The 19,838-nt window shown below is 39.3% G+C and carries 13 protein-coding genes; all 13 read left to right on the forward strand.

Annotated features, from left to right (window positions below; all coding sequences use genetic code 11):
- The first annotated feature begins 25 nt into the window (after positions 1-25).
- The gene (locus F580_RS0106635) at positions 26-1,483 is read left to right on the forward strand and encodes an NAD-dependent succinate-semialdehyde dehydrogenase (protein ID WP_019026921.1); all 1,458 of its coding nucleotides are present in this window, start codon (positions 26-28) and stop codon (positions 1,481-1,483) included.
- A gap of 194 nt (positions 1,484-1,677) precedes the next feature.
- Positions 1,678-2,958, forward strand: coding sequence for a 4-aminobutyrate--2-oxoglutarate transaminase (gene gabT, locus F580_RS0106640; RefSeq protein WP_019026922.1), 1,281 nt, complete (start codon positions 1,678-1,680; stop codon positions 2,956-2,958).
- 473 nt (positions 2,959-3,431) lie between these two features.
- Entirely contained in the window at positions 3,432-5,264 is a 1,833-nt protein-coding gene (pdxR, locus tag F580_RS0106645; RefSeq protein ID WP_019026923.1) for a MocR-like pyridoxine biosynthesis transcription factor PdxR, read from the forward strand.
- A gap of 147 nt (positions 5,265-5,411) precedes the next feature.
- Positions 5,412-6,266 (forward strand): carbon-nitrogen hydrolase family protein, encoded by an 855-nt coding sequence (locus F580_RS0106650; protein ID WP_019026924.1) that lies wholly within the window; start codon positions 5,412-5,414, stop codon positions 6,264-6,266.
- 125 nt (positions 6,267-6,391) lie between these two features.
- Positions 6,392-8,815, forward strand: a complete 2,424-nt coding sequence (locus F580_RS0106655; protein ID WP_019026925.1) for a TonB-dependent receptor — start codon at positions 6,392-6,394, stop codon at positions 8,813-8,815.
- Positions 8,816-8,986: 171 nt separating this feature from the next.
- Positions 8,987-10,798, forward strand: a complete 1,812-nt coding sequence (locus F580_RS24120) for a tetratricopeptide repeat-containing sulfotransferase family protein (RefSeq protein ID WP_019026926.1) — start codon at positions 8,987-8,989, stop codon at positions 10,796-10,798.
- A 47-nt stretch (positions 10,799-10,845) separates the two neighbouring features.
- Entirely contained in the window at positions 10,846-12,030 is a 1,185-nt protein-coding gene (locus F580_RS0106665) for an MFS transporter (protein WP_245560594.1), read from the forward strand.
- 831 nt (positions 12,031-12,861) lie between these two features.
- On the forward strand, positions 12,862-13,200 hold the full coding sequence (locus F580_RS0106670; protein WP_019026928.1) for an STAS domain-containing protein: 339 nt from the start codon (positions 12,862-12,864) through the stop codon (positions 13,198-13,200).
- Positions 13,201-13,211: 11 nt separating this feature from the next.
- Positions 13,212-15,308, forward strand: a complete 2,097-nt coding sequence (locus F580_RS0106675) for a chemotaxis protein CheA (protein WP_019026929.1) — start codon at positions 13,212-13,214, stop codon at positions 15,306-15,308.
- 36 nt (positions 15,309-15,344) lie between these two features.
- Entirely contained in the window at positions 15,345-15,875 is a 531-nt protein-coding gene (locus F580_RS0106680) for a chemotaxis protein CheW (protein ID WP_019026930.1), read from the forward strand.
- A 120-nt stretch (positions 15,876-15,995) separates the two neighbouring features.
- Positions 15,996-18,116 carry a CHASE3 domain-containing protein gene (locus tag F580_RS24125; protein WP_157443024.1) on the forward strand — a complete coding sequence of 707 codons (2,121 nt, stop codon included), beginning with the start codon at positions 15,996-15,998 and terminating at the stop codon, positions 18,114-18,116.
- Between the two features lie 17 nt (positions 18,117-18,133).
- Positions 18,134-18,664 carry a chemotaxis protein CheW gene (locus tag F580_RS0106690; RefSeq protein WP_019026932.1) on the forward strand — a complete coding sequence of 177 codons (531 nt, stop codon included), beginning with the start codon at positions 18,134-18,136 and terminating at the stop codon, positions 18,662-18,664.
- 88 nt (positions 18,665-18,752) lie between these two features.
- Positions 18,753-19,808: a porin gene (locus F580_RS0106695; RefSeq protein ID WP_019026933.1), complete on the forward strand. Its 1,056-nt coding sequence runs from the start codon at positions 18,753-18,755 to the stop codon at positions 19,806-19,808.
- Positions 19,809-19,838: the final 30 nt, after the last annotated feature.

Consider the following 19,838-nt stretch of genomic DNA (forward strand, 5'->3'; position numbering starts at 1 on the left):
AATAGAATTAACATCGGAGATAAACATGCAAGGTATTAAAGACATTCAATTACTGAAGAAATTTTCTTATATCAATGGCAGTTGGCATACCAGTGAAACCACCTTTGATGTTACTAACCCGGCAACGGGGGAGCTTGTAGTAACTGTGAGCAACGCGGGTATTGCGGAAACAGAGCTTGCGGTGAAATCGGCAAAAGCTGCGTTAAAAATGTGGTCAGCAAAATCAGCCAATGAACGTGCCACTCTTTTGCGTAATTGGTTTAACTTGATGATGGAAAACCAAGAAGATCTAGGTCGCATATTAACACTTGAGCAAGGTAAGCCCTTAGCAGAAGCCAAAGGTGAAATTGCTTATGGCGCCTCTTTCATTGAATGGTTTGCCGAAGAAGGCAAGCGCGTTTACGGTGATGTGATACCTGGTCCCTCTAGTGATAAAAGGATTATTGTTGTTAAACAACCTGTTGGCGTGGTTGCTTCGATAACGCCATGGAACTTTCCTAATGCGATGATCGCGCGTAAAGCGGCGGCGGCATTAGCGGCAGGTTGTACCTTTGTGGTTCGCCCGGCAACACAAACACCCTTGTCAGCGTTAGCAATGGCTGAATTGGCAGAGCGTGCCGGCATTCCTGCTGGTGTTTTTAATGTCGTTGTTGGCAACGATGCAAGGGGCATGGGACAAGTATTAACCCAACATCCTGACGTAGCAAAATTTACCTTTACCGGCTCAACTGCCGTGGGTAAAACCTTAATCCAACAATGTGCAACCACGGTGAAAAAGGTGTCGATGGAATTAGGCGGTAATGCACCCTTTATCGTCTTTGACGATGCTGATATTGATGCCGCAGTACAAGGCGCTATGGTATCGAAATACCGAAATGCCGGTCAAACCTGTGTCTGTACTAACCGTATTTTTGTTCAAAAAGGCGTGTTAGCTGAATTTACTGAAAAGTTTTCTGCCGCAGTGAACGCCTTATCAGTGGGCAATGGTTTAACTGATGGCGTCGTACTTGGCCCTATGATTTCTGCAGCAGCCGTCAAGGATGTTGAAAAATTAGTGGCTGATTCAGTCGCCGCTGGCGCAATTGTTCATCTTGGAGGTGACAAACACAGCGCAGGGGGGAGTTTCTACCAACCGACTATTTTAACCAATGTCACCAATGATATGCCTATTGCGGTTAATGAAATTTTTGGACCCGTTGCACCGATTATTGCTTTTGATAGCGAAGAAGAAGTGATCGACATGGCTAATAATACTGAATACGGTTTGGCCGCCTACTTTTACTCTCGTGATATCGGCACTGTTTGGCGCGTAGCCGAAGGTTTAGAGTTTGGTATGGTGGGTATTAACGAAGGCATAATTTCTAATACGGCAGCACCTTTTGGTGGCGTTAAGCAATCAGGTAATGGTCGTGAAGGTTCTAAATACGGCTTAGATGATTACTTGGAAATTAAGTACTTATGCATGGGCGGTTTAACTAAGTAGTTGATAAGTAGTTAACCGTTAATATTTTTTCTGTTTCAGCCAAGTTTTTGGTCACCAGTACTCATTGATGCAGATGAACAATGTGTTTTTTGCTCAAATTTAACTGAAACAGCTTTAATCTAAATCGTTAAGATATTTTAACTATTTAGCGCTTTTTTGAACGTTATAGCATTATAAAGAATTAGGAAAAAATTATGAATAACCAACAATTGCAGGCCAGAAAAAACCAAGTTATTGCTCGTGGACAAGGTAACGTATACCCCGTTTATGTTGACCATGCTAAAAATTCTGAAGTTTGGGATGTTGAGGGTAGACGTTATATAGATTTTGGTACCGGTATCGCCGTGTGTAATACCGGCCATTGTCACCCTAAAGTGGTTGAGGCAGCAAAAGCACAAATTGATAAGTTTAGCCATACCTGTGTGATGGTTAACCCTTATGAAGTCGCGGTAGAACTGGCTGAAAAGTTAACCGCCATTGCGCCTGGTGATTCAGCAAAAAAAGCTATTTTTGTCTCTACCGGTGCTGAAGCCGTAGAAAATTGCGTTAAAATTGCCCGTGCGCACACTGGGCGTCGTGGCGTTATTGCCTTTAACGGTGGTTTTCACGGACGCACTAATTTAACCATGGCTTTAACCGGTAAAATCACCCCGTATAAAAACTTATTTGGTCCTTTCCCAGGTGATATTTTCCATGCCCCTTTCCCTATCGAATGTCACGATATTACCATTAAAGAATCTATCAAAGCGGTAGAAAACTTATTTAAAGTCGATATTGCGCCTACTGATGTTGCGGCAATCATTGTTGAGCCTGTTCAAGGGGAAGGTGGCTTTTATCAAGCACCGGCTGAATTTTTACAAGCATTACGCAAAATTTGTGATCAGCATGGCATTGTTTTAATTGCTGATGAAATTCAAACGGGTTTTGGCCGTACCGGTAAAATGTTCAACTTTGAATATTCAGGGGTTGAACCAGACTTAATTACTATGGCTAAAGGTATCGCTGGCGGATTCCCTATTGCTGCGGTTGTTGGGAAAAGTGAAATTATGGATGCACCGTTACCCGGTGGATTAGGTGGAACCTACGGTGGCTCTCCCGTTGCTTGTGCTGCAGCACTCGCTGTTTTAGATATTATCGAAGAAGAGCACCTTATCCAGCGTTCAAATGAAATTGGGACTCTATTTAATAAGCGATTATCAGCGCTTAAAGTTCAACACCCTGATTTGATTTTAGAGGTCAGGAATTCAGGTGCAATGATCGCAATGGAGCTCATTCAACAGGGCGATGCTGAGCAGCCGAACACCGCGTTAACGCAAGCCATTATTGCTAACGCCGCTAAATATGGCTTAATTCTATTAGCATGTGGTTTTTATGGCAATGTAATTCGATTTTTACCGGCGTTAACCGCCAGTAATGACATTATCGAAGAAGGTTTAGCTAAATTCACTGAACTGTTTAATGACTTAGCCCAGTAAAAATGAGCTTAAACCGGTAATGTTTTGCGCTTTAACAATAAATACATGCCGTTATTACCGGTTTTTCTTCTACACATTATCTATCCTACGACAAACTTAGCACATGCAGAAAGACTGAGAATTGAAAGGGGAAATGGTGCCTATGTTCATAATAAGTCCTCAATGTGTAAACACATTTCAGGACGAGACATCCCTCGTCATTCTAGAATGGTAGCTTTGTTAATGTAGATAATTAAAGTAAAGCGTTATTGCCAATGCCCATTAATATGGTTTAGTGTTATTTATGCCCCTGAGCAAATTATAACGAACACTTACCCTAGGTGATAAATGAGTCACTACCGTGTTAAAACAAAAATAAAAAGTAGAAGAAGTGTTAAATGAACAATTAAATAAAGGCTTATCGATTGTTATCAGGGGTAATCTTTGATAAAAATAACTTAGCCAAAAATTAAGCTAACAATAAAGATAATAATATGATCAGTCGCTTAATACATATTGATGCAAACTCAGATGACAGTTTACAAAGTCAGATACGCCATAAACTGGTAGAAGGCATTCTTGTTGGTTCTTTTGCGGCCGGCTCTAAGTTACCCTCTTCACGAAAACTGGCAACACAGTTAGGTGTATCTCGAAACACCGTGGTATTAGTGTATCAATCATTACTTGATGAGGGTTATATTGAAAGTCGTGAACGAAGCGGAATTTATGTAAGTGAGAAAGTTTCACAAGGTAAAGTTGAGCTTGTACAAAACTCGCCACTACAACCCAGCTTTGATGACTCTTCAACCAATAATCATCATCGCTTTAAAGGTGCACTCGCCACCACTACGGCGACTTCATGCCCGCAAAATTGGCATAAATATAACTTCCCTTTTATCGATGGAAAATTTGATTCTTCCCTTTATCCAGTAAAAGAATGGCGAGAAGCGAACACTAAAGCCAATACTCCCCGAGAAATTTATCAATGGTCAGAATTGCAAGGTGCAGAAGATGATCCGATGTTACTTGATGAGATCCGTACTAAAATTTTACCGAGACGAGGTATACAAGCCAACAGAGATGAAATTCTGATCACTGTGGGTAGCCAACAAGCATTATATTTAATTTGTCAGTTATTTGTTGATAGTACGGTTACGGTTGGTGTTGAAGAGCCGGGTTATCCAGAAATGCGGGAATTATTAGTCAATCAAGGGGCTAAGTTACACTATCAGCCCATTGATGATAAAGGCTTAGTGGTCGATGAACAGCTCAACCACTGCGATATTATTTATACTACCCCCAGTCATCAAACCCCAACCAGTATCACTATGTCTATGGACAGACGTGATGAAGTATTGAAAAAAGCCCACGAGCAAGATCTATTGATCATCGAAGATGACTTTGAATTTGAGAGTAATTTTCTTGGTCAACCCCATCCGGCCTTACGCAGCTTAGATAGAGATAATCGTGTGGTGTATATCTCTTGTTTATCAAAAGTATTGGCCTCAGGCATTCAAATTGGCTTTATAGTTGCCGATTCAGGCGTTATTGCCGAACTTAAAAAACTCAGAAAAATGGTGATGCGTAATCCGCCGCTCAATAACCAACGTGCTGTAGCTTATTTTCTATCGCTTGGCTATTACGATGCTTTTATGATGCATTTACATAAAGTGTTTTTTGAACGTTGGTTAACCCTAAGAGAGGCATTAAATACCTATTTACCTAATTGTATTGATACTGGACCCATTCAGGGAGGCACGGCTTATTGGATCACTGGCCCTAAACAATTAGACGGCGAGCATTTACGAGAAGAAGCCGCCAAAGTCGGTATCTTAATTGAACCGGTTAAACGCTATTTTGCGAGCACTGCCCATCCGGAAAACTGCTTTCGTATGGGGGTAACCAGTATTCCTAATGAGAAAATTAGACCAGGTGTGCAAAAACTTGCGGCATTAGTGCACCAACTGACCGCAGATTATGAAGAAAAGTTAACGAACGCTAAAGGTAAGTTACTTAGTGAAGCCGCTTTAAAGCAGGCGCTTCCGGGCGCACTGTTGGAATGCCAAATGGTTTATGGCGTGCCTTGCTCTATTGAATTATTAGCAGATGGACGAATGAAAGGAAGAACTGGCGGAACGGATAGCGAAGTTGATATGGGTCGATGGTGGATAGAAGGTGGTATGTATTATCGTCAATGGAAGTTATGGGCATATGGCGAAGTGAAAGGTTTTTATGTCATTATGGACGGTGACGAAATGAAGTGGTTTGATCAAAATTATTGCTTTGTTAGACAGCTGGAATTGAAAGGATATAAAGACCAAAGTTAAGTTTTAATTTACCGGTAGCAAACAAACTGGCACCACAGACCTACCTAAACTGGTACTAACCATGCCAGCCTATCCTAGTTACATTAAATTACACCTAAGCGTTATAAAAAAATAATCACATTAATAAAGTGTTCTTGAGGGAATCATATGAGCCATTTTTCAATTGCGGGTCTACAGCTTGCTTTACCTTGCGGTGATAACTTAGCGACAATTGGACTTGAGATTGCCAAGACAAAAAAACGCTTTCCTTGGTTAAATATGATCGTGCTTAGTGAACTCGCAACTTATGGTCCAGAAAAAAAATATGCCAGTGCATTGCCCAACGACGCCGAAAAATTTTATTGCCAATTAGCCAAAGAACATAATGTTTGGTTAATCCCAGGTTCGCTTTATGAACAAGTGGGCGATGACATTTTTAATACCACAACTGTCATTAATAACCAAGGGCAAGTCGTTGATCGCTACCGTAAAATATATGCATTCACCCCTTATGAACAAGGGGTAAGCGCCGGTAAAGACTTTGTTGTCTTTGATGTTCCGCAGGGGCGTATTGGTGTCGCTATTTGTTATGACCTTTGGTTTCCCGAAGTGGCCAGACAAATGGTTAGTATGGGCGCCGAAGTACTTATTTACCCGACATTAACTGGCACTATTGATCGTTCGTTAGAAATAATTCTTGCGCAATCAACCGCCATTACCAATCAAAGTTATGTACTCACCGTTAATGCCGCCGGCGACTTAGGTTATGGTCAATCGGTTGTCGTGGGGCCCGCGGGAAATATTATCTACCAAGCGGGTAGTGGTGCTGAAATCATTCCAGTAGAAGTGGACTTTGCTTTAGTACAACGAAATCGAGAACGTGGTCTACATGGTTTAGGGCAACCGTTAAAAAGTTTTGCAAATACCCCGGTTAACTTCCCTTGTTACCAAGCAGAAAAGCACAGAATATCAAATAAAAGTAATGAGTTAAAAAAACTAGGTCCATTAGTGATACCAGAATAAAGCACGGTAAAAACAATAAGAAACTGGACCAACAGTATCATTGAAACTGGTACTAGGATAATAAAAATGACGGGTCTATCCTGAAAGCAGTTCAATAAAACAACAATAAAACTTGGAGCCATAACATGAAGCAGGTCATCTTTAACAAATCAATAATATCGACGGCAGTGAGTACCGCCTTAATGATGTCATTAAGCACTTTTTCTGCCAATGCTGCTGACGCGGTAACCGTTGATAAAGGTAAAGTCGAACATATTCAAGTTACGGCAACTCGCCGTAGTCAAAGCATTCAGGAAGTTCCTTATAATATCTCTGCCGTATCTGGCGATGAATTAACAAGTGCTAATATTATTGATTCTTCAGATATGATGCGCGGTATTGCCGGTATTACTGTTGTTGATCGAGGCTATCGTAACTCGGGTAATGTTAATGGCGTTATTATTCGCGGTGTAAACGTAGATAATGGCACTAATGGCGACGTAGCATTGTCAGCGGTTCCCACCGTGGCGACTTATATCAATGATACGCCGCTTTATGCCAACTTTATCTTGAAAGATATTGAGATGGTCGAAGTTTTACGAGGCCCGCAAGGTACTTTATATGGCTCGGGCTCATTGGCAGGTGCGGTTCGTTATAGAATGAACAAACCAGATACCGATGACTTTTATGGCAGCGTCTCGGTTAATTTCAGTCAAACGGATGGCTCTGAAGGATTTAATCTAAATAGCGATGTCATGCTTAATTTACCCTTGTCTGATAATTTTGCCATCAGAGCAAATGTTGGCAAAATTGATAATGATGGTTTAGTTGATTACAGCAATGTTTATGTTTTAGATAGTAATAATTATGCACCAGCAGCAAACGGTGGCGATTTAGCCACAGGTGGACCTTCATTTGAATCAGTTGAAGATGCCGATACCGTTGATATTACCTACGGAAGAATTTCTGCGTTTTGGCAAGCTTCTGATAATTTAACTTTTTTAGTTTCTTATCAATCTCAGTCAGATGAAACCGGTGGTCGACGCCAAGTTACTCGCGGAACCCATTGGACAACGGGCACCGAAGAAAGTTATGACGAGTATCAAAACGGCGCGGTAATATTAGAGCCGTCTGAACGTGATGTCTCGTTAACTGCGTTAGAAATTGAATGGGATTTAGGTTTTGCCACGTTAACATCAAGCACATCAATGTCTAACAATGAAGGTATGGCAATCAGTGATAATTCTGGTTTCTATGCGCAACAAGAGTGGTTTACAGGATTATATAACGGCACCCCGCGTCCATTGGCAAAAGCGGTTCGTGGTTACGATGATGAAGCAATAGCACAAGAACTTCGTTTAGTATCAAATGAAACAAAAAATAATATCGATTGGGTGGTTGGCCTTTATTATATGGACCAGGATATGACTGCCTTTCAAGAAAGTTATATGCCAGGTTGGGTAGAGCAGGTTGAAGCGGAGGGAAGTTTGCCATTGTGGGAAAGTTGGGGCGCTAATATGGTAGATAATGACTTTCATTATTTAAGAAAACAAAACTTTACTGATATGGCGTTATTTGGCGAGCTTACCTATCATTTTTCTGACCGATTTAGAGCAACTGTCGGCATGCGAACTTTCAAAAATGAATTTACTAATAACACCGAATTAGATTTTCCTATATGGCCAACTTCACAACCTAATTCTAGTTTTGATACCAAAGAAGACGACACCTTATTTAAAGTCAATCTATCCTATGACTTAGACGAAGAGACTATGGTATATGGTACTGTTTCTGAGGGATATCGCCGTGGAGGCGCTAATGCGGTGCCAAGTGAGGGCTATTTAGCTGAACGACCTGAATGGAATAAATATGACTCTGATAGTGTCATTAACTATGAGTTAGGTTTAAAAGGTTATTTAGATGGTGGCAGCCATAGTTATACGGCATCGGTATTTTATATCGATTGGTCAAATCCACAGTTGAACACCACCACCTATTGGGGGTTTTTCGTGGCCGCCAATGGCGAAGCTGCCGAAACTAAGGGCCTTGAATTAGAGCTACAAGGTTACTTAACGGATGATTTACATTACTCCGTAGGTTATGCCTACATTCAGGGCGAGATAACCGAAAATTTTTACACCCCTGATGCAGTATGGTCAGAAGAACCCTATAAGCTGCAAGCAAGCAAAGGAGATGCCTTGCCTTTAGCTCCTGAACATACCTTAAGTGTGGCACTAGATTATACCCATTCCATGGAAAATGAGATGTACTGGATAACAGAGGTAAATGCCTATTATCAATCTGAATCACAGAATTATCTTGGTGATAACCCAACGTACAGTGCCGATATTGATGGTTTTGCTATCTTAAATGCCAGCACACGTTTTAGTGCTGAAAATTGGGATATCACCCTCTACATTAAAAACATTACTAATGAAGAGGGCATAACGGGTCGCATTAAAGAAGAACATATGGGCACTAATCCGGCAGAGAACTTTTATGGAAATTCATCGAAAGACTATATAAGTTTACCAAGAACCATCGGTTTATCAGCAGCGTATAGATTCTAAGCTCGATGTTCATTTCTTGTTGGCCGTTAACTAACCTAGTAGCAACTCCCACTAGTCGGTTAGTTAACGGCCTCTTTTATTTAATCAATAACATGCTACGGGCAACAAATATTGTTCGTCGCCACATAAAACGTTATGGTGAAAAAATCCATATTGTTAACGGTTTTTTTTATGAGCAGTAACTTTTCCAATACCCCGCAAAGTAAAGACAAAACCGCATCATTAAATTTGTCGACGATAACCTCTTCTTCACTCGATAAGTCTTCACTAGGTATGTCCTCATTAGATATTTCTTCATCAGCTATTGAACAAGCACTCGATCACGTTTGGTCATTAATCAATAAACAAGCAATATCACAGGCAAATACCGCTTGTGCCCAGCTCAATCGATCATTTCCCGACAGCGCCGATGCTTGGTACGCTTCAAGTTTTCTTGCTTTGCAACTAAAAAACTTTAGCCAGGCAATAGTGCTTATCGACAATGCAATAACGTTAGCGGCACAAAATGCCCAATGGCAACTGCATAAAGCACAATGCTTTTTAATTGCTGGCAAGGTAAAGCCGGCGCAAGTCATTACTGAGCAGCTGATCAACAATCAACAATTTAATAACAGTCTTAGCTTTGATGAGCAAAGCACTGATGATCAGAACATTGATAACTTTGCCGAATTAGCCCTTATTCTTAATAAGTTAGAAAACTTCGCAATGGCCGCTTTTTACTATCAAAAAGCCATTGATTTAATAGCCGATACAAGCAAACAGCGTAAAGCGCAACTCTATTTTAACCTTGCCGCTATGCAACGCTATTTAGGACAAATTGATGAAGCAGAAGCTAGTTTAACGGCGGCGATAACACTTAACCCTGATGATTATGAAGCGTATTTATTACGTTCAAGTTTAAAAAATCAAACCACTCAAGCTAATCACATTACCGAGCTTGAAACGTTATTAACTAAACCAATAAAACATCCTATGGCGAAAGCACAAGTTTATTATGCCTTGGCAAAAGAGCATGAAGATCTTGGCGATAAAGAACTAAGCCAAAAGAGTATTAGCCACTATCAAAAAAGTTTTGACTATTTAACCAAAGGCGCACAGAGCAGGCGCAGTAATATTCGTTACCATGTCGCCCATGATATTGAAACCATGGATGAAATTATCAGAACTTTTACCGCCTCATTCTTTGAGCAACAAGCAGATAAAAAGGCTCCTGTTTTTAATAATGATGAAGCAATATTCGTGTTAGGTTTACCGCGAACCGGCTCTACTTTAGTTGACAGAATTCTTAGTAACCATAGTGATGTGTTTAGTGCCGGTGAATTAAATGATTTTGCCCTGCAAATGATGGCACAAGTAAAAAAATATTGTTTTGAAAAAATTAGAAATGCACCTAAAAGTAAAGCTGACTTAGTGTCGATAACCACAGACATTAATTTTGCAACGTTAGGGCGTTCGTATATTGAAAGTACCCGTATTAGTACGGGAAAAACAAAACATTTCATTGATAAATCACCGTTAAACTCTTTATATGTCGGGCTGATACATTTAGCTTTACCCCAAGCTAAAATCATCCATGTCACACGTCACCCTTTAGATACTTGTTATGCAATTTATAAACAATTGTTTACTCAAGGTTATCCGTTTTCTTATGATTTACAGGAGTTAGGGCAATATTATATTGCTCATCATAAGATGATGTTGCATTGGCAAGAAGTAATGCCCGGTGTTATTTATCACATTGCCTATGAAGAGGTAGTCAATAATATCGAAGAGCAAGCCAAAGCTTTAATTCAACACTGTGATCTTAGCTGGCAGCGGGCGTGTTTTGATTTTCAAAAAAACCAATCACCGTCAACAACAGCAAGTGCCACGCAAGTACGCCAAGGTCTTTATAAAAGTTCACAAGGTAAATGGCAGCATTTTTCTGCACAACTTGCGCCATTAAAACGCCAATTAGAACAGGCAGGGATTTGCTGCGATTAATTAAGCCGTGCTGAAACAAACAGCAAACCACTTAGATGAGAAATATAATGACAGAAATAACAATAAACAGTGAATTAAATTCGCTTAATAAAGTCGACCCGAACGGGATTTTTGCCCGCATTATGTTGGCGTTTTTAACGACAGCTGGCATATTTTATATCAACATCATGCCAGCAGTTGTGAGTGGCTTAAAAGAGGGCTTAGCCTTCACTACTCAACAAGCTGGCTTTGTAAGCTCGGCAAATTTGTATGGTGCGGCGCTGGGGGCATTAACTGCGGTCTTTTTAATTAAACGCATTAACTGGCGCACTTGGTCTTATGTTTTACTAGTTACCTTAATTCTTATAGACAGCGCTTGTATTTTTATTGAAAGTCCAAGCATGATGATTGCTATTCGTTTTATCCATGGCTTAACTGGCGGGTTATTAGTGGGTATTGGCTTTGGTATTATTTCAAGAACCAGTGAAGCAGATAAAACCTTTGGTTATTTACTCTTTATACAATGGGGATTAGGTGGTTTAGGCTTAATGTATTTACCTGAGCTTGTGCCTGTTTATGGTACCAAGGCACTTTTTATTGCCTTAATCACTTTTACCGCGGTCACCTTAGTGATGATGCCGTTTATACCACAGTATAAAATAGCAAAGAGCTCATCTGATAAAGACCCCGCCCCGGCAATACAAAAAAAGCCATTATACTTTAACTTGATAGCCATCTTCTTATTCCAGGCAGCCAATATGGGCTTATTCGCTTATATGATAGGACTTGGCAAGGCTAGAGGTTTAACCATTGATTTTATGAGCCCGGCACTGGCCTATGCAAGCTGGATTGCCTTAATAGGCGCTTTTCTAGTGATTATTATTGGCACCAAATATGGACGAACTATACCCTTAGTTTCCTCAATATTGATTACTGCATTATGCAGTTGGTTATTACATTTTAGCGACAGTGAACAAGTGTACTTAGTGGCCAATATAATTATTGGTGTCACATGGGCATTTTCTTTACCTTACATGTTTGGTATCTGTTCAGAATTAGATAAAGCAGGGCAATTTGCCGCTTTAGGTGGTTTTGCTTCTAAACTAGGACTTGCCTCTGGACCTATGGTTGGCGCACTTGTTTTGACCAACGAGCAATATAATACCGTTATCAATGTTGCGGTGTTTGGTTTAATTCTTTCCGCTATTTTTATACTAAAACCGGCGAAGTTATTAGACAAAAAAAGTGCATAAAAAACCTTTCAAACTTATATTCCTCAGCACTAAAACAGCTGTTCGTACTGATAGTTGTTTTAATGCTGAGGAATAAGTCTATTGTGATCTTGTTGATCATTCTCAAATAGTTGAATGTTGCGTTCATAACCATAACTACTGTTACTTATCGTTTTGTAGCTTGAGTTCAATTAGATAATGCACTATTCGATTTTTAAGTTATGACGTTAAAATTATGACCGCTAAAGAGCGTAGTGAATATTAGTGCTATAGGGTATATGTTCTAATTTTGTGTGGACCTAGGTTATTTTAATGTCGGTAATATTGAAGGTTTGAGCAATGATGATAACTCAGTGAGCATTTTTAACTATCCAATAATAGCGTTATTTTCAATCCAAATCTCCCTATTTTTCTCAATAAAACTCCTGATATTCAAAATTTACACTCATCAATTCAGTATTCTTAATTAATGGAATTACTATGACTACTGAAATATTAACAAGTTAAATTGGTGATCGTTAATTTACTGAAAGGGTCGGGCTAGTTATATCAATAAATTATAATAAGTATCTGAATATTAAATTTATTACCTTAGTTTGATGATTTCTGCTATGCATCTTTGATATTTTTGATTAGTCCAACCAACCAACCAACCAAGCAAAATGCGACATCAGTCAAATAATTTAACCATAATTGAAAATAATTTCTTGATCATGTTGAATTTTATCTATTATTTACTAGGCTGATGTTGTTATCTAATGAAATGTTGAGCAGTGATGATATGAAGTGTTTATTAGTTAGTTAATCGCAATAAATTCAGTAAATTTAATAATAATAACTTAGGATTGTTACATGTCTAAATCAGATAGCCCCTGCCATTTAAAGAAGTGTAAAGACCTGTCGCTTATAACATTAACAAATTCAGTAATAATTCAACACGCAACAGAATTCAAAACTATATTGATTGAAGCAATCAATGAAAAAAAAAATATTCGTATTGATATGTCCGCATTAAATAAATTAGATGTGACCACCATTCAACTGTTATTTGCCGCAAAAAATGAGGCCTTAGCAAATAATGTTGGTATTGATATTTTTCCCATCTCAGAATCGGTAAAAGAAATTTTGCGTTCTTCAGGTGTTTTTCATGAAATGTTTAGTTCAACCAGTACACAATCAAACTTAAAGTAAGGTGGCTGAAAGTGTATCAAAATATGCAAACTATCTTTATCGAGGAAGCAACTGATTTATTGGAAGAGTTGGAGGAAGCTTTTCTAGAGTTAGAAAATGACACCAAAAATATGGATATTATCAATCGCATTTTTAGAGCTATGCATACCATCAAAGGCTCGGGCAGTATGTGCGGTTTTACTAATTTATCTAAATTTACCCATGAATTTGAAACCGCTTTTGATCGGGTCAGAAATGGTGAGATCATTGTCACTAAAGAGTTGATCGAAATAGGTTTAGATTCTCATAGCTTTATTGAGAAAGTGATTAAATCTCTTGATCATATTAACCCTACTCTTAGGGAAGAGAGCAAAGAAATACTGCAAATGTTGCATAAATATTCTCCTCAAAAGGAAGAGGATATACCTCAAGGCATAAACATAGATTTAAGCACGCCCGATGAAGATGTTGCTCTTGATTGGGCACACTATCGCATTCGTTTTATTCCTGACAAAAATGTTCTAACTATGGCGATGAACCCCTTGGCACTGATTGACTGTTTAATGGATCTAGGTGAAGTGCGCAGTGTTGCTTATGTGAATGAGATTCCAGATCTAGATGAAATAGATGAAACCGCTTGTTATCTCAGTTGGGAAATAATTATTTCTACACAGCAGGGAAAAGACGATATTATTGAAATTTTTGAATTTATTGAAGATGATTGTGAGCTTAAGGTTGATGTCATTAATCAAGAAAGTGACTTTGAAAATGATTATAAACGTTTGGGTGATATTTTAATTGAACGTGGAGACCTCACCGAAGAACAACTAGCCGCCTTGTTTGAAGAGAAACCATTAGCGGGGGAGCTTATTAAAGAAAGTGGTTTAGTGCCACAAGAAAAAATTGATTCAGCGCTACTTGAGCAAGAAGTAGTCCGCAGTGAACGTGATCAGAAAAAACAAGCCGTTGCCAGTGATAATATTCGTGTTTCTTCAGCTCGGCTTGATATGCAAATGGATTTAATTGGCGAATTAGTGATTTCATTAGCCAGTCTTAATCAATTAGCATTAGAACAAAATGACAGTAAATTAAATGCTATTTCTGAAGAACTCGACAGCTTAGTCACGAACATTCGCGATAATGTGCTCGGTATTCGAATGTTGCCTATTGGTAGCACCTTTAGTAAGTTCCGTCGTTTAGTTCGAGATCTTTCTTCAGAGCAAGGTAAAAAAATTGAAATGCTCACCTTTGGTGCTGATACCGAGTTAGATAAAATGGTTATTGATCAGCTTAGTGATCCCTTGGTGCATTTGATCAGAAATAGTTTAGATCATGGCATTGAATTACCCGCAGTTCGGCAAGCTAGTGGTAAAGACGAATCGGGTACCATCACCTTGACGGCTAAACATGCCCATGGCCATGTTTTAATCGAAATTAAAGATGATGGTAAAGGCATTGACCCAGAAATTATCTGGAATAAAGCCCTGGAAAAAAACTTTGCTAAAGCCGGTGAAAAACCCAGTGACCGAGAAATCCTGCAATATATTTTCGAGCCCGGTTTTTCCACCGCTGATACTGTCAGCAATATTTCCGGCCGAGGTGTTGGTATGGATGTTGTCAAAAGAAGCATTGAAAGTTTAAGAGGCTCAATCTTAATGGAGAGCATCTTAGGTAAAGGTACCACCATAACACTACAATTACCGCTAACGTTAGCCATAATAGAAGGTTTATTGGTAAGTGTAGGTAGTGAATCTTTGGTTATTCCGCTATCTATGGTGGTTGAATGTGTGGAAACGAAAAAATCAAAACTACAGTCCTCAAAACGAGGTCAACTTATTCGCGTCAGAGACACATTGATCCCCTGTTTACCCCTACAAAATTGGGTTGGTGAGCAATCGACTATGCCAGAAGACATTCAAGTGATTATTGTTAATATCGATGATGAACGTTATGGCTTAATTATTAATGATGTCATTGGCCAACAACAAATTGTTATTAAAAGTCTCGGTGATATATATAAAACCATTGCCGGTGTTAGTGGTGCCACTATTTTGGGAGATGGCTCAGTCGCCCTTATTTTAGATTTACCGCAAATAGTACAATTGTTTGAAGTGGCAGAAAGGATTTAATCATAATATTTAAGCTAATTTGGTAGGAGTTTTTGCATGAGTGATATTGACGAAGTTGAGGAAAGGGTGACAGCAGTCGAGGAGATTGTTACTCAGTATCTGACCTTTTGTTTACACACACATGTTGTTGGAGTGCCTTTAACAGCGGTCAAAGAAGTGATGGGGATAAAAGCTATTACTTTACTGCCAAGGACACCAGAATTTGTGCGCGGTGTTATTAATCTTCGTGGTCAAATTATTCCTTTAATCGATTTGAAATTGAAATTCGGCATGGGGAAATGTGAGTTCACAGTTGATAGCTGTATCATCATTATTGAAGTACATATTAATGAGCAAGCGATACTTATTGGCGCTTTAGCTGATTCAGTGCGCGATGTTGTGACATCCCAAGGTCTAAATGTCGATCCCGCACCTAAAATGGGTGCGGCGATGGACTCAAAATTCATCTTAGGTATGCAAAAAAATGAAGATGAATTTTTTACTATTTTGGATATATCGGTACTTTTTTCGATTGAGGAATTACTGGTCGGCGCTGATACCAATGTTGTATCAGCTTCGATATTGTAACTGAGAAACTAGGTAAGCATTTAAAAAAATAAAAGAGTTTTATAACGGCTAGCTGACAGAACCATCAGGCAGAGACTTATGGTGCTGAGCTTACTTGTAGATTTAAACTGGAGAACTATAGTGTTTGATAATTTAACTTTTAAAGGAAAATTGTTTGTAGGCAACGGCTTGATTCTTAGCTTGATGGTATTAATAGCAATTGTAGTATATACAAGTATTAATTCCCTCTTAGCTACTTTTGAACGAGTCGATCATACCTATAAGGTGTTGGCAAGAGCGTCTGAAATAGAAGCTGCTGCGGTTGATATGGAAACCGGCATGCGTGGCTTTTTATTAGCCGGTCAGGAGCAGTTTCTCGACCCATACAAGGGAGGAGATGAGCGTTTTCGTAACTTAATCGATGCATTGGCCATCACAGTGAATGATAATCCCGCACAAGTAAAATTATTATCTGAAACAGAAAAAACAATTAGTGATTGGAAAACTATGGTTACTGAACCTGTTATCGCTCTACGCAAAGAAATAGGTAATTCTAAAACCATGAATGATATGGCTGCTTTGGTACAACAAGCCAAAGGTAAGCAATATTTTGATAAGTTTCGCACTCAGGTCCAAACCTTTATTGATCGTGAAGAAGTTTTGTTAAAGAAAAGGGAAGCAGAAGCGGAAAGAACCAGTTCATTAACTCGAATGAAAGAATTAACCGAGAGGGTTATTCATACCTATAAAGTCATTGATGTCGCTAAGTCGATACTGGCATCAGCAGCCGATATGGAAACCGGTATGCGTGGCTTTTTATTAGCAGGGCAAGATCAATTTTTAGAGCCCTATAACAATGGTAAAACTAACTTCGAAGAACAGATTGAGTCGTTATCACTAACAGTTAACGATAACCCCGCTCAGGTACGCTTACTCAGAGAAATGAAAACTACTATCAAAAATTGGCGCGAGAAAGTAGTGGAAGTGCAAATTACTTTGCGTCGAGAAATAGGTAATGCAAAAACCATGGACGATATGGCTGATGAAGTAGGTCAGGCAAAAGGCAAAGTCTATTTTGATAAATTTCGTGAGCAGATAAACACCTTTAAAGAAAGAGAAAGTAGCTTGATGATAGAGCGTTTTAATAGCTTGGAAGGCACATCAAGTTTTGCTACCAATACCTCTATATTTGGTACCTTAATAGCGATTATCATTGGTATATTTATAGTTACCTTTTTAGCTAACCATATAATGAAACTGTTAGGTGGTGAGCCAGCGTATTTGAATAAAGTTGCTAGCGATATTTCCAAAGGTGATTTAACCAATACGCTGACAGTGAAAGACAATGATAGTGGTAGTTTATTTGCTTCTATGGCGCTGATGAGTTCGAAACTGATAGATGTGGTCTCCGATGTGCAATCCTCCGCTATGACGGTGAATTCCGGCGCTGCTGCCATGAGTGATACCTCGATGACGTTGTCAAATAATGCCTCTGAGCAAGCGGCTTCACTGGAAGAAGTTTCGGCGTCTATGGAAGAAATGGCAGCCAACATTCGCCAAAGCGCCGATAATGCCAAGCAAACCGAAACAATAGCTCAGCAAGTTGCCAAAGATGCTGCTGAAGGTGGCAAGGCCGTAAATGATGCCGTTGCCGCGATGAAAGAAATAGCCAATACCATTTCAGTGATTGAAGAAATCGCTCGTCAAACCAACTTATTAGCACTTAATGCCGCTATTGAAGCCGCGCGTGCCGGTGAGCATGGTAAAGGTTTTGCGGTAGTTGCTTCTGAAGTACGACAACTGGCGCAAGAAAGTAAAACAGCGGCGGGTGAAATTAGCCAATTATCGGAAACGTCGATGAAAGTAGCCGAAAAAGCTGGCTCCTTGCTGGATTCTATCGTGCCTGATATCAATAAAACCGCTGAGTTGGTCAAAGAAATTAGTGTTTCTGCACAAGAGCAAGATATTGGTGCCAATCAAATCAATCAAGCTATACAGCAACTAGATCAAGTTGTTCAGCAAGGCGCTGCTGTCTCAGAAGAAATTGCTTCAACCGCGCAGGATCTAACGATTCAAGCTGAAACATCGCAAAGTGCCATTGGCTTCTTTACCCTGAGCACAAGTATGCAGAAAACGGTGAGTCGTGGTAACAGCGGCCCAACGGCTAGCCCACGCGAACATAAAAATGTTAAACCGATTACTAAAAAATCAGCAGGAGTGAAGATCGATTTAGAATCTGATGATGGTTTTGTTGAATATTAATTCGAGGAGTGCTGCTCATGTCTGAAGAGAGTAAAAATATTTGTCAATATTTAACTTTTCAACAAAACAAAGAAGTCTTTGGCATTGATATACGCTATATAAAAGAGGTTTTAGAGATCAGAGAAATCACTTCCATACCGCGTAGCAGTGAGTTTATGCGTGGGGTGATTAATTTACGTGGTCAAGTGGTGCCCGTTATCGACTTAAAATTAAAGTTTGGTTTAGAGAAAACTGATTTTACTGTTGATACTTGCATCATTATTTTAGAGCTTAAAATTGCAGAGGAACTCTGTTTATTTGGTGCTTTAGCGGATTCTGTTAGAGAGGTTATTGATCTTGACGAAGATAGCATAGCGCCACCACCTAAAATTGGCAGTAATGTCGATACTGCTTTTATTTATGGTGTCGGTAAATTTGAAGATAATTTTGTCGTTATTTTAGATGCCTTAAAACTATGCACTTATGAAGAAATGGATGTCATTCATGACATAGCCGAAAGTGAACTGGTCGGTGAACAACTGCCAATAGAGCAATCAACAATTGAATAAGCTGCCACTAAGTGAATCGATAGCTACACCTTTAGATATACGGTTATTAGTTGCTTTAATACCATCAGAGTAAAAATAGGACTAACACATGAACAAACAGAAAATTCTTGTTATCTTGCTATTAACTTTTTTACCGACAATGAGTTATGCAGAAGAATCCTTTGCATTAAATATGTATGGTGTTGGCCATTTATCGCTGGATAATGTTGATGATGGTATTGATTCGAGTATGTATGTTGCCAGTAATTCTTCACGTTTTGGCATTAGCGGCAACTATCAATTGATGAATGAACTCAAAGTTATTTTTCAATATGAAAGTGGTATTGATCTCACTGGACAGGGCGGTAACGATGGCAATGGCGGCGCGGACTATGAAGGGCAATTTTTTACCAAAACACGGCCTAGCTTTGTCGGTCTTAGTGGTAGTTTCGGTACAACATTGATTGGTCATATGCCCGCTTTAGATCAATGGGCCAACGATTATAATTTATTTGCTGATCAAGTCGGTGACTTGGGCAACTTATGGGAAGGTTCAGGAATACCGGGACGTATGGACAATGTCGTGTACTACGCAACACCTGATATGAAGGGTTTTGATTTTGCGGTAACCTATACACCCGAAGAAGGTCAAAAAGGATCAGCTAATGTTATTTTAAAAGCCAATTATGCTCGTGGTGATTTAAAACTCGGTTTTGCTTATGGCAGCATTGGTCAACCTGATGCTAATAAAGATCAAACAGTGGCTGCATTCACCTTAGGATATAACTTTGAGCGTTACAGTATTGGTGGTGGTTATCAAATGGAATTCGATATTGCCGGTTTGGCAGGTAATGATAGGGGCAGTTTCTCCCTCGGTGGCAGTATGAAATTATCTGACAAAGGTACACTTAAAGCACAGTTTGCTGTTAGTGATGGCGAATTTAGTCAGAGTGAAGCCACGCAAATCGCTGTCGGTTATGATTATGCACTTAATGATAACGCCACAATATATCTCGCTTATGCGCGAATGGAAAACGATGATATGGTTAACTTTAGTGTCAATGGTAAAGGACACGGAGATAAAGTAATACCAATGTTGGGTAATGATCCCAGTGCTATTTCGTTAGGCATTGTGGCAAAATTTGATGTCAATTTTTTCAAATAAGCTGGCAATTAATTTCCTACAATCCATAAG

Source organism: Colwellia piezophila ATCC BAA-637 (assembly GCF_000378625.1).
GTDB classification, from domain to species: Bacteria; Pseudomonadota; Gammaproteobacteria; order Enterobacterales; family Alteromonadaceae; genus Colwellia; species Colwellia piezophila.

What these genes read in the sequence shown, in the direction of transcription:
- F580_RS0106655 (WP_019026925.1), top strand. Translation starts at nt 6,392, where the DNA reads ATGAAGCAGGTCATCTTTAACAAATCAATAATATCGACGGCAGTGAGT.
- F580_RS0106670 (WP_019026928.1), top strand. Translation starts at nt 12,862, where the DNA reads ATGTCTAAATCAGATAGCCCCTGCCATTTAAAGAAGTGTAAAGACCTG.
- F580_RS0106680 (WP_019026930.1), top strand. Translation starts at nt 15,345, where the DNA reads ATGAGTGATATTGACGAAGTTGAGGAAAGGGTGACAGCAGTCGAGGAG.
- gabT (WP_019026922.1), top strand. Translation starts at nt 1,678, where the DNA reads ATGAATAACCAACAATTGCAGGCCAGAAAAAACCAAGTTATTGCTCGT.
- pdxR (WP_019026923.1), top strand. Translation starts at nt 3,432, where the DNA reads ATGATCAGTCGCTTAATACATATTGATGCAAACTCAGATGACAGTTTA.
- F580_RS0106650 (WP_019026924.1), top strand. Translation starts at nt 5,412, where the DNA reads ATGAGCCATTTTTCAATTGCGGGTCTACAGCTTGCTTTACCTTGCGGT.
- F580_RS0106665 (WP_245560594.1), top strand. Translation starts at nt 10,846, where the DNA reads ATGACAGAAATAACAATAAACAGTGAATTAAATTCGCTTAATAAAGTC.
- F580_RS0106635 (WP_019026921.1), top strand. Translation starts at nt 26, where the DNA reads ATGCAAGGTATTAAAGACATTCAATTACTGAAGAAATTTTCTTATATC.
- F580_RS24120 (WP_019026926.1), top strand. Translation starts at nt 8,987, where the DNA reads ATGAGCAGTAACTTTTCCAATACCCCGCAAAGTAAAGACAAAACCGCA.
- F580_RS0106690 (WP_019026932.1), top strand. Translation starts at nt 18,134, where the DNA reads ATGTCTGAAGAGAGTAAAAATATTTGTCAATATTTAACTTTTCAACAA.
- F580_RS0106695 (WP_019026933.1), top strand. Translation starts at nt 18,753, where the DNA reads ATGAACAAACAGAAAATTCTTGTTATCTTGCTATTAACTTTTTTACCG.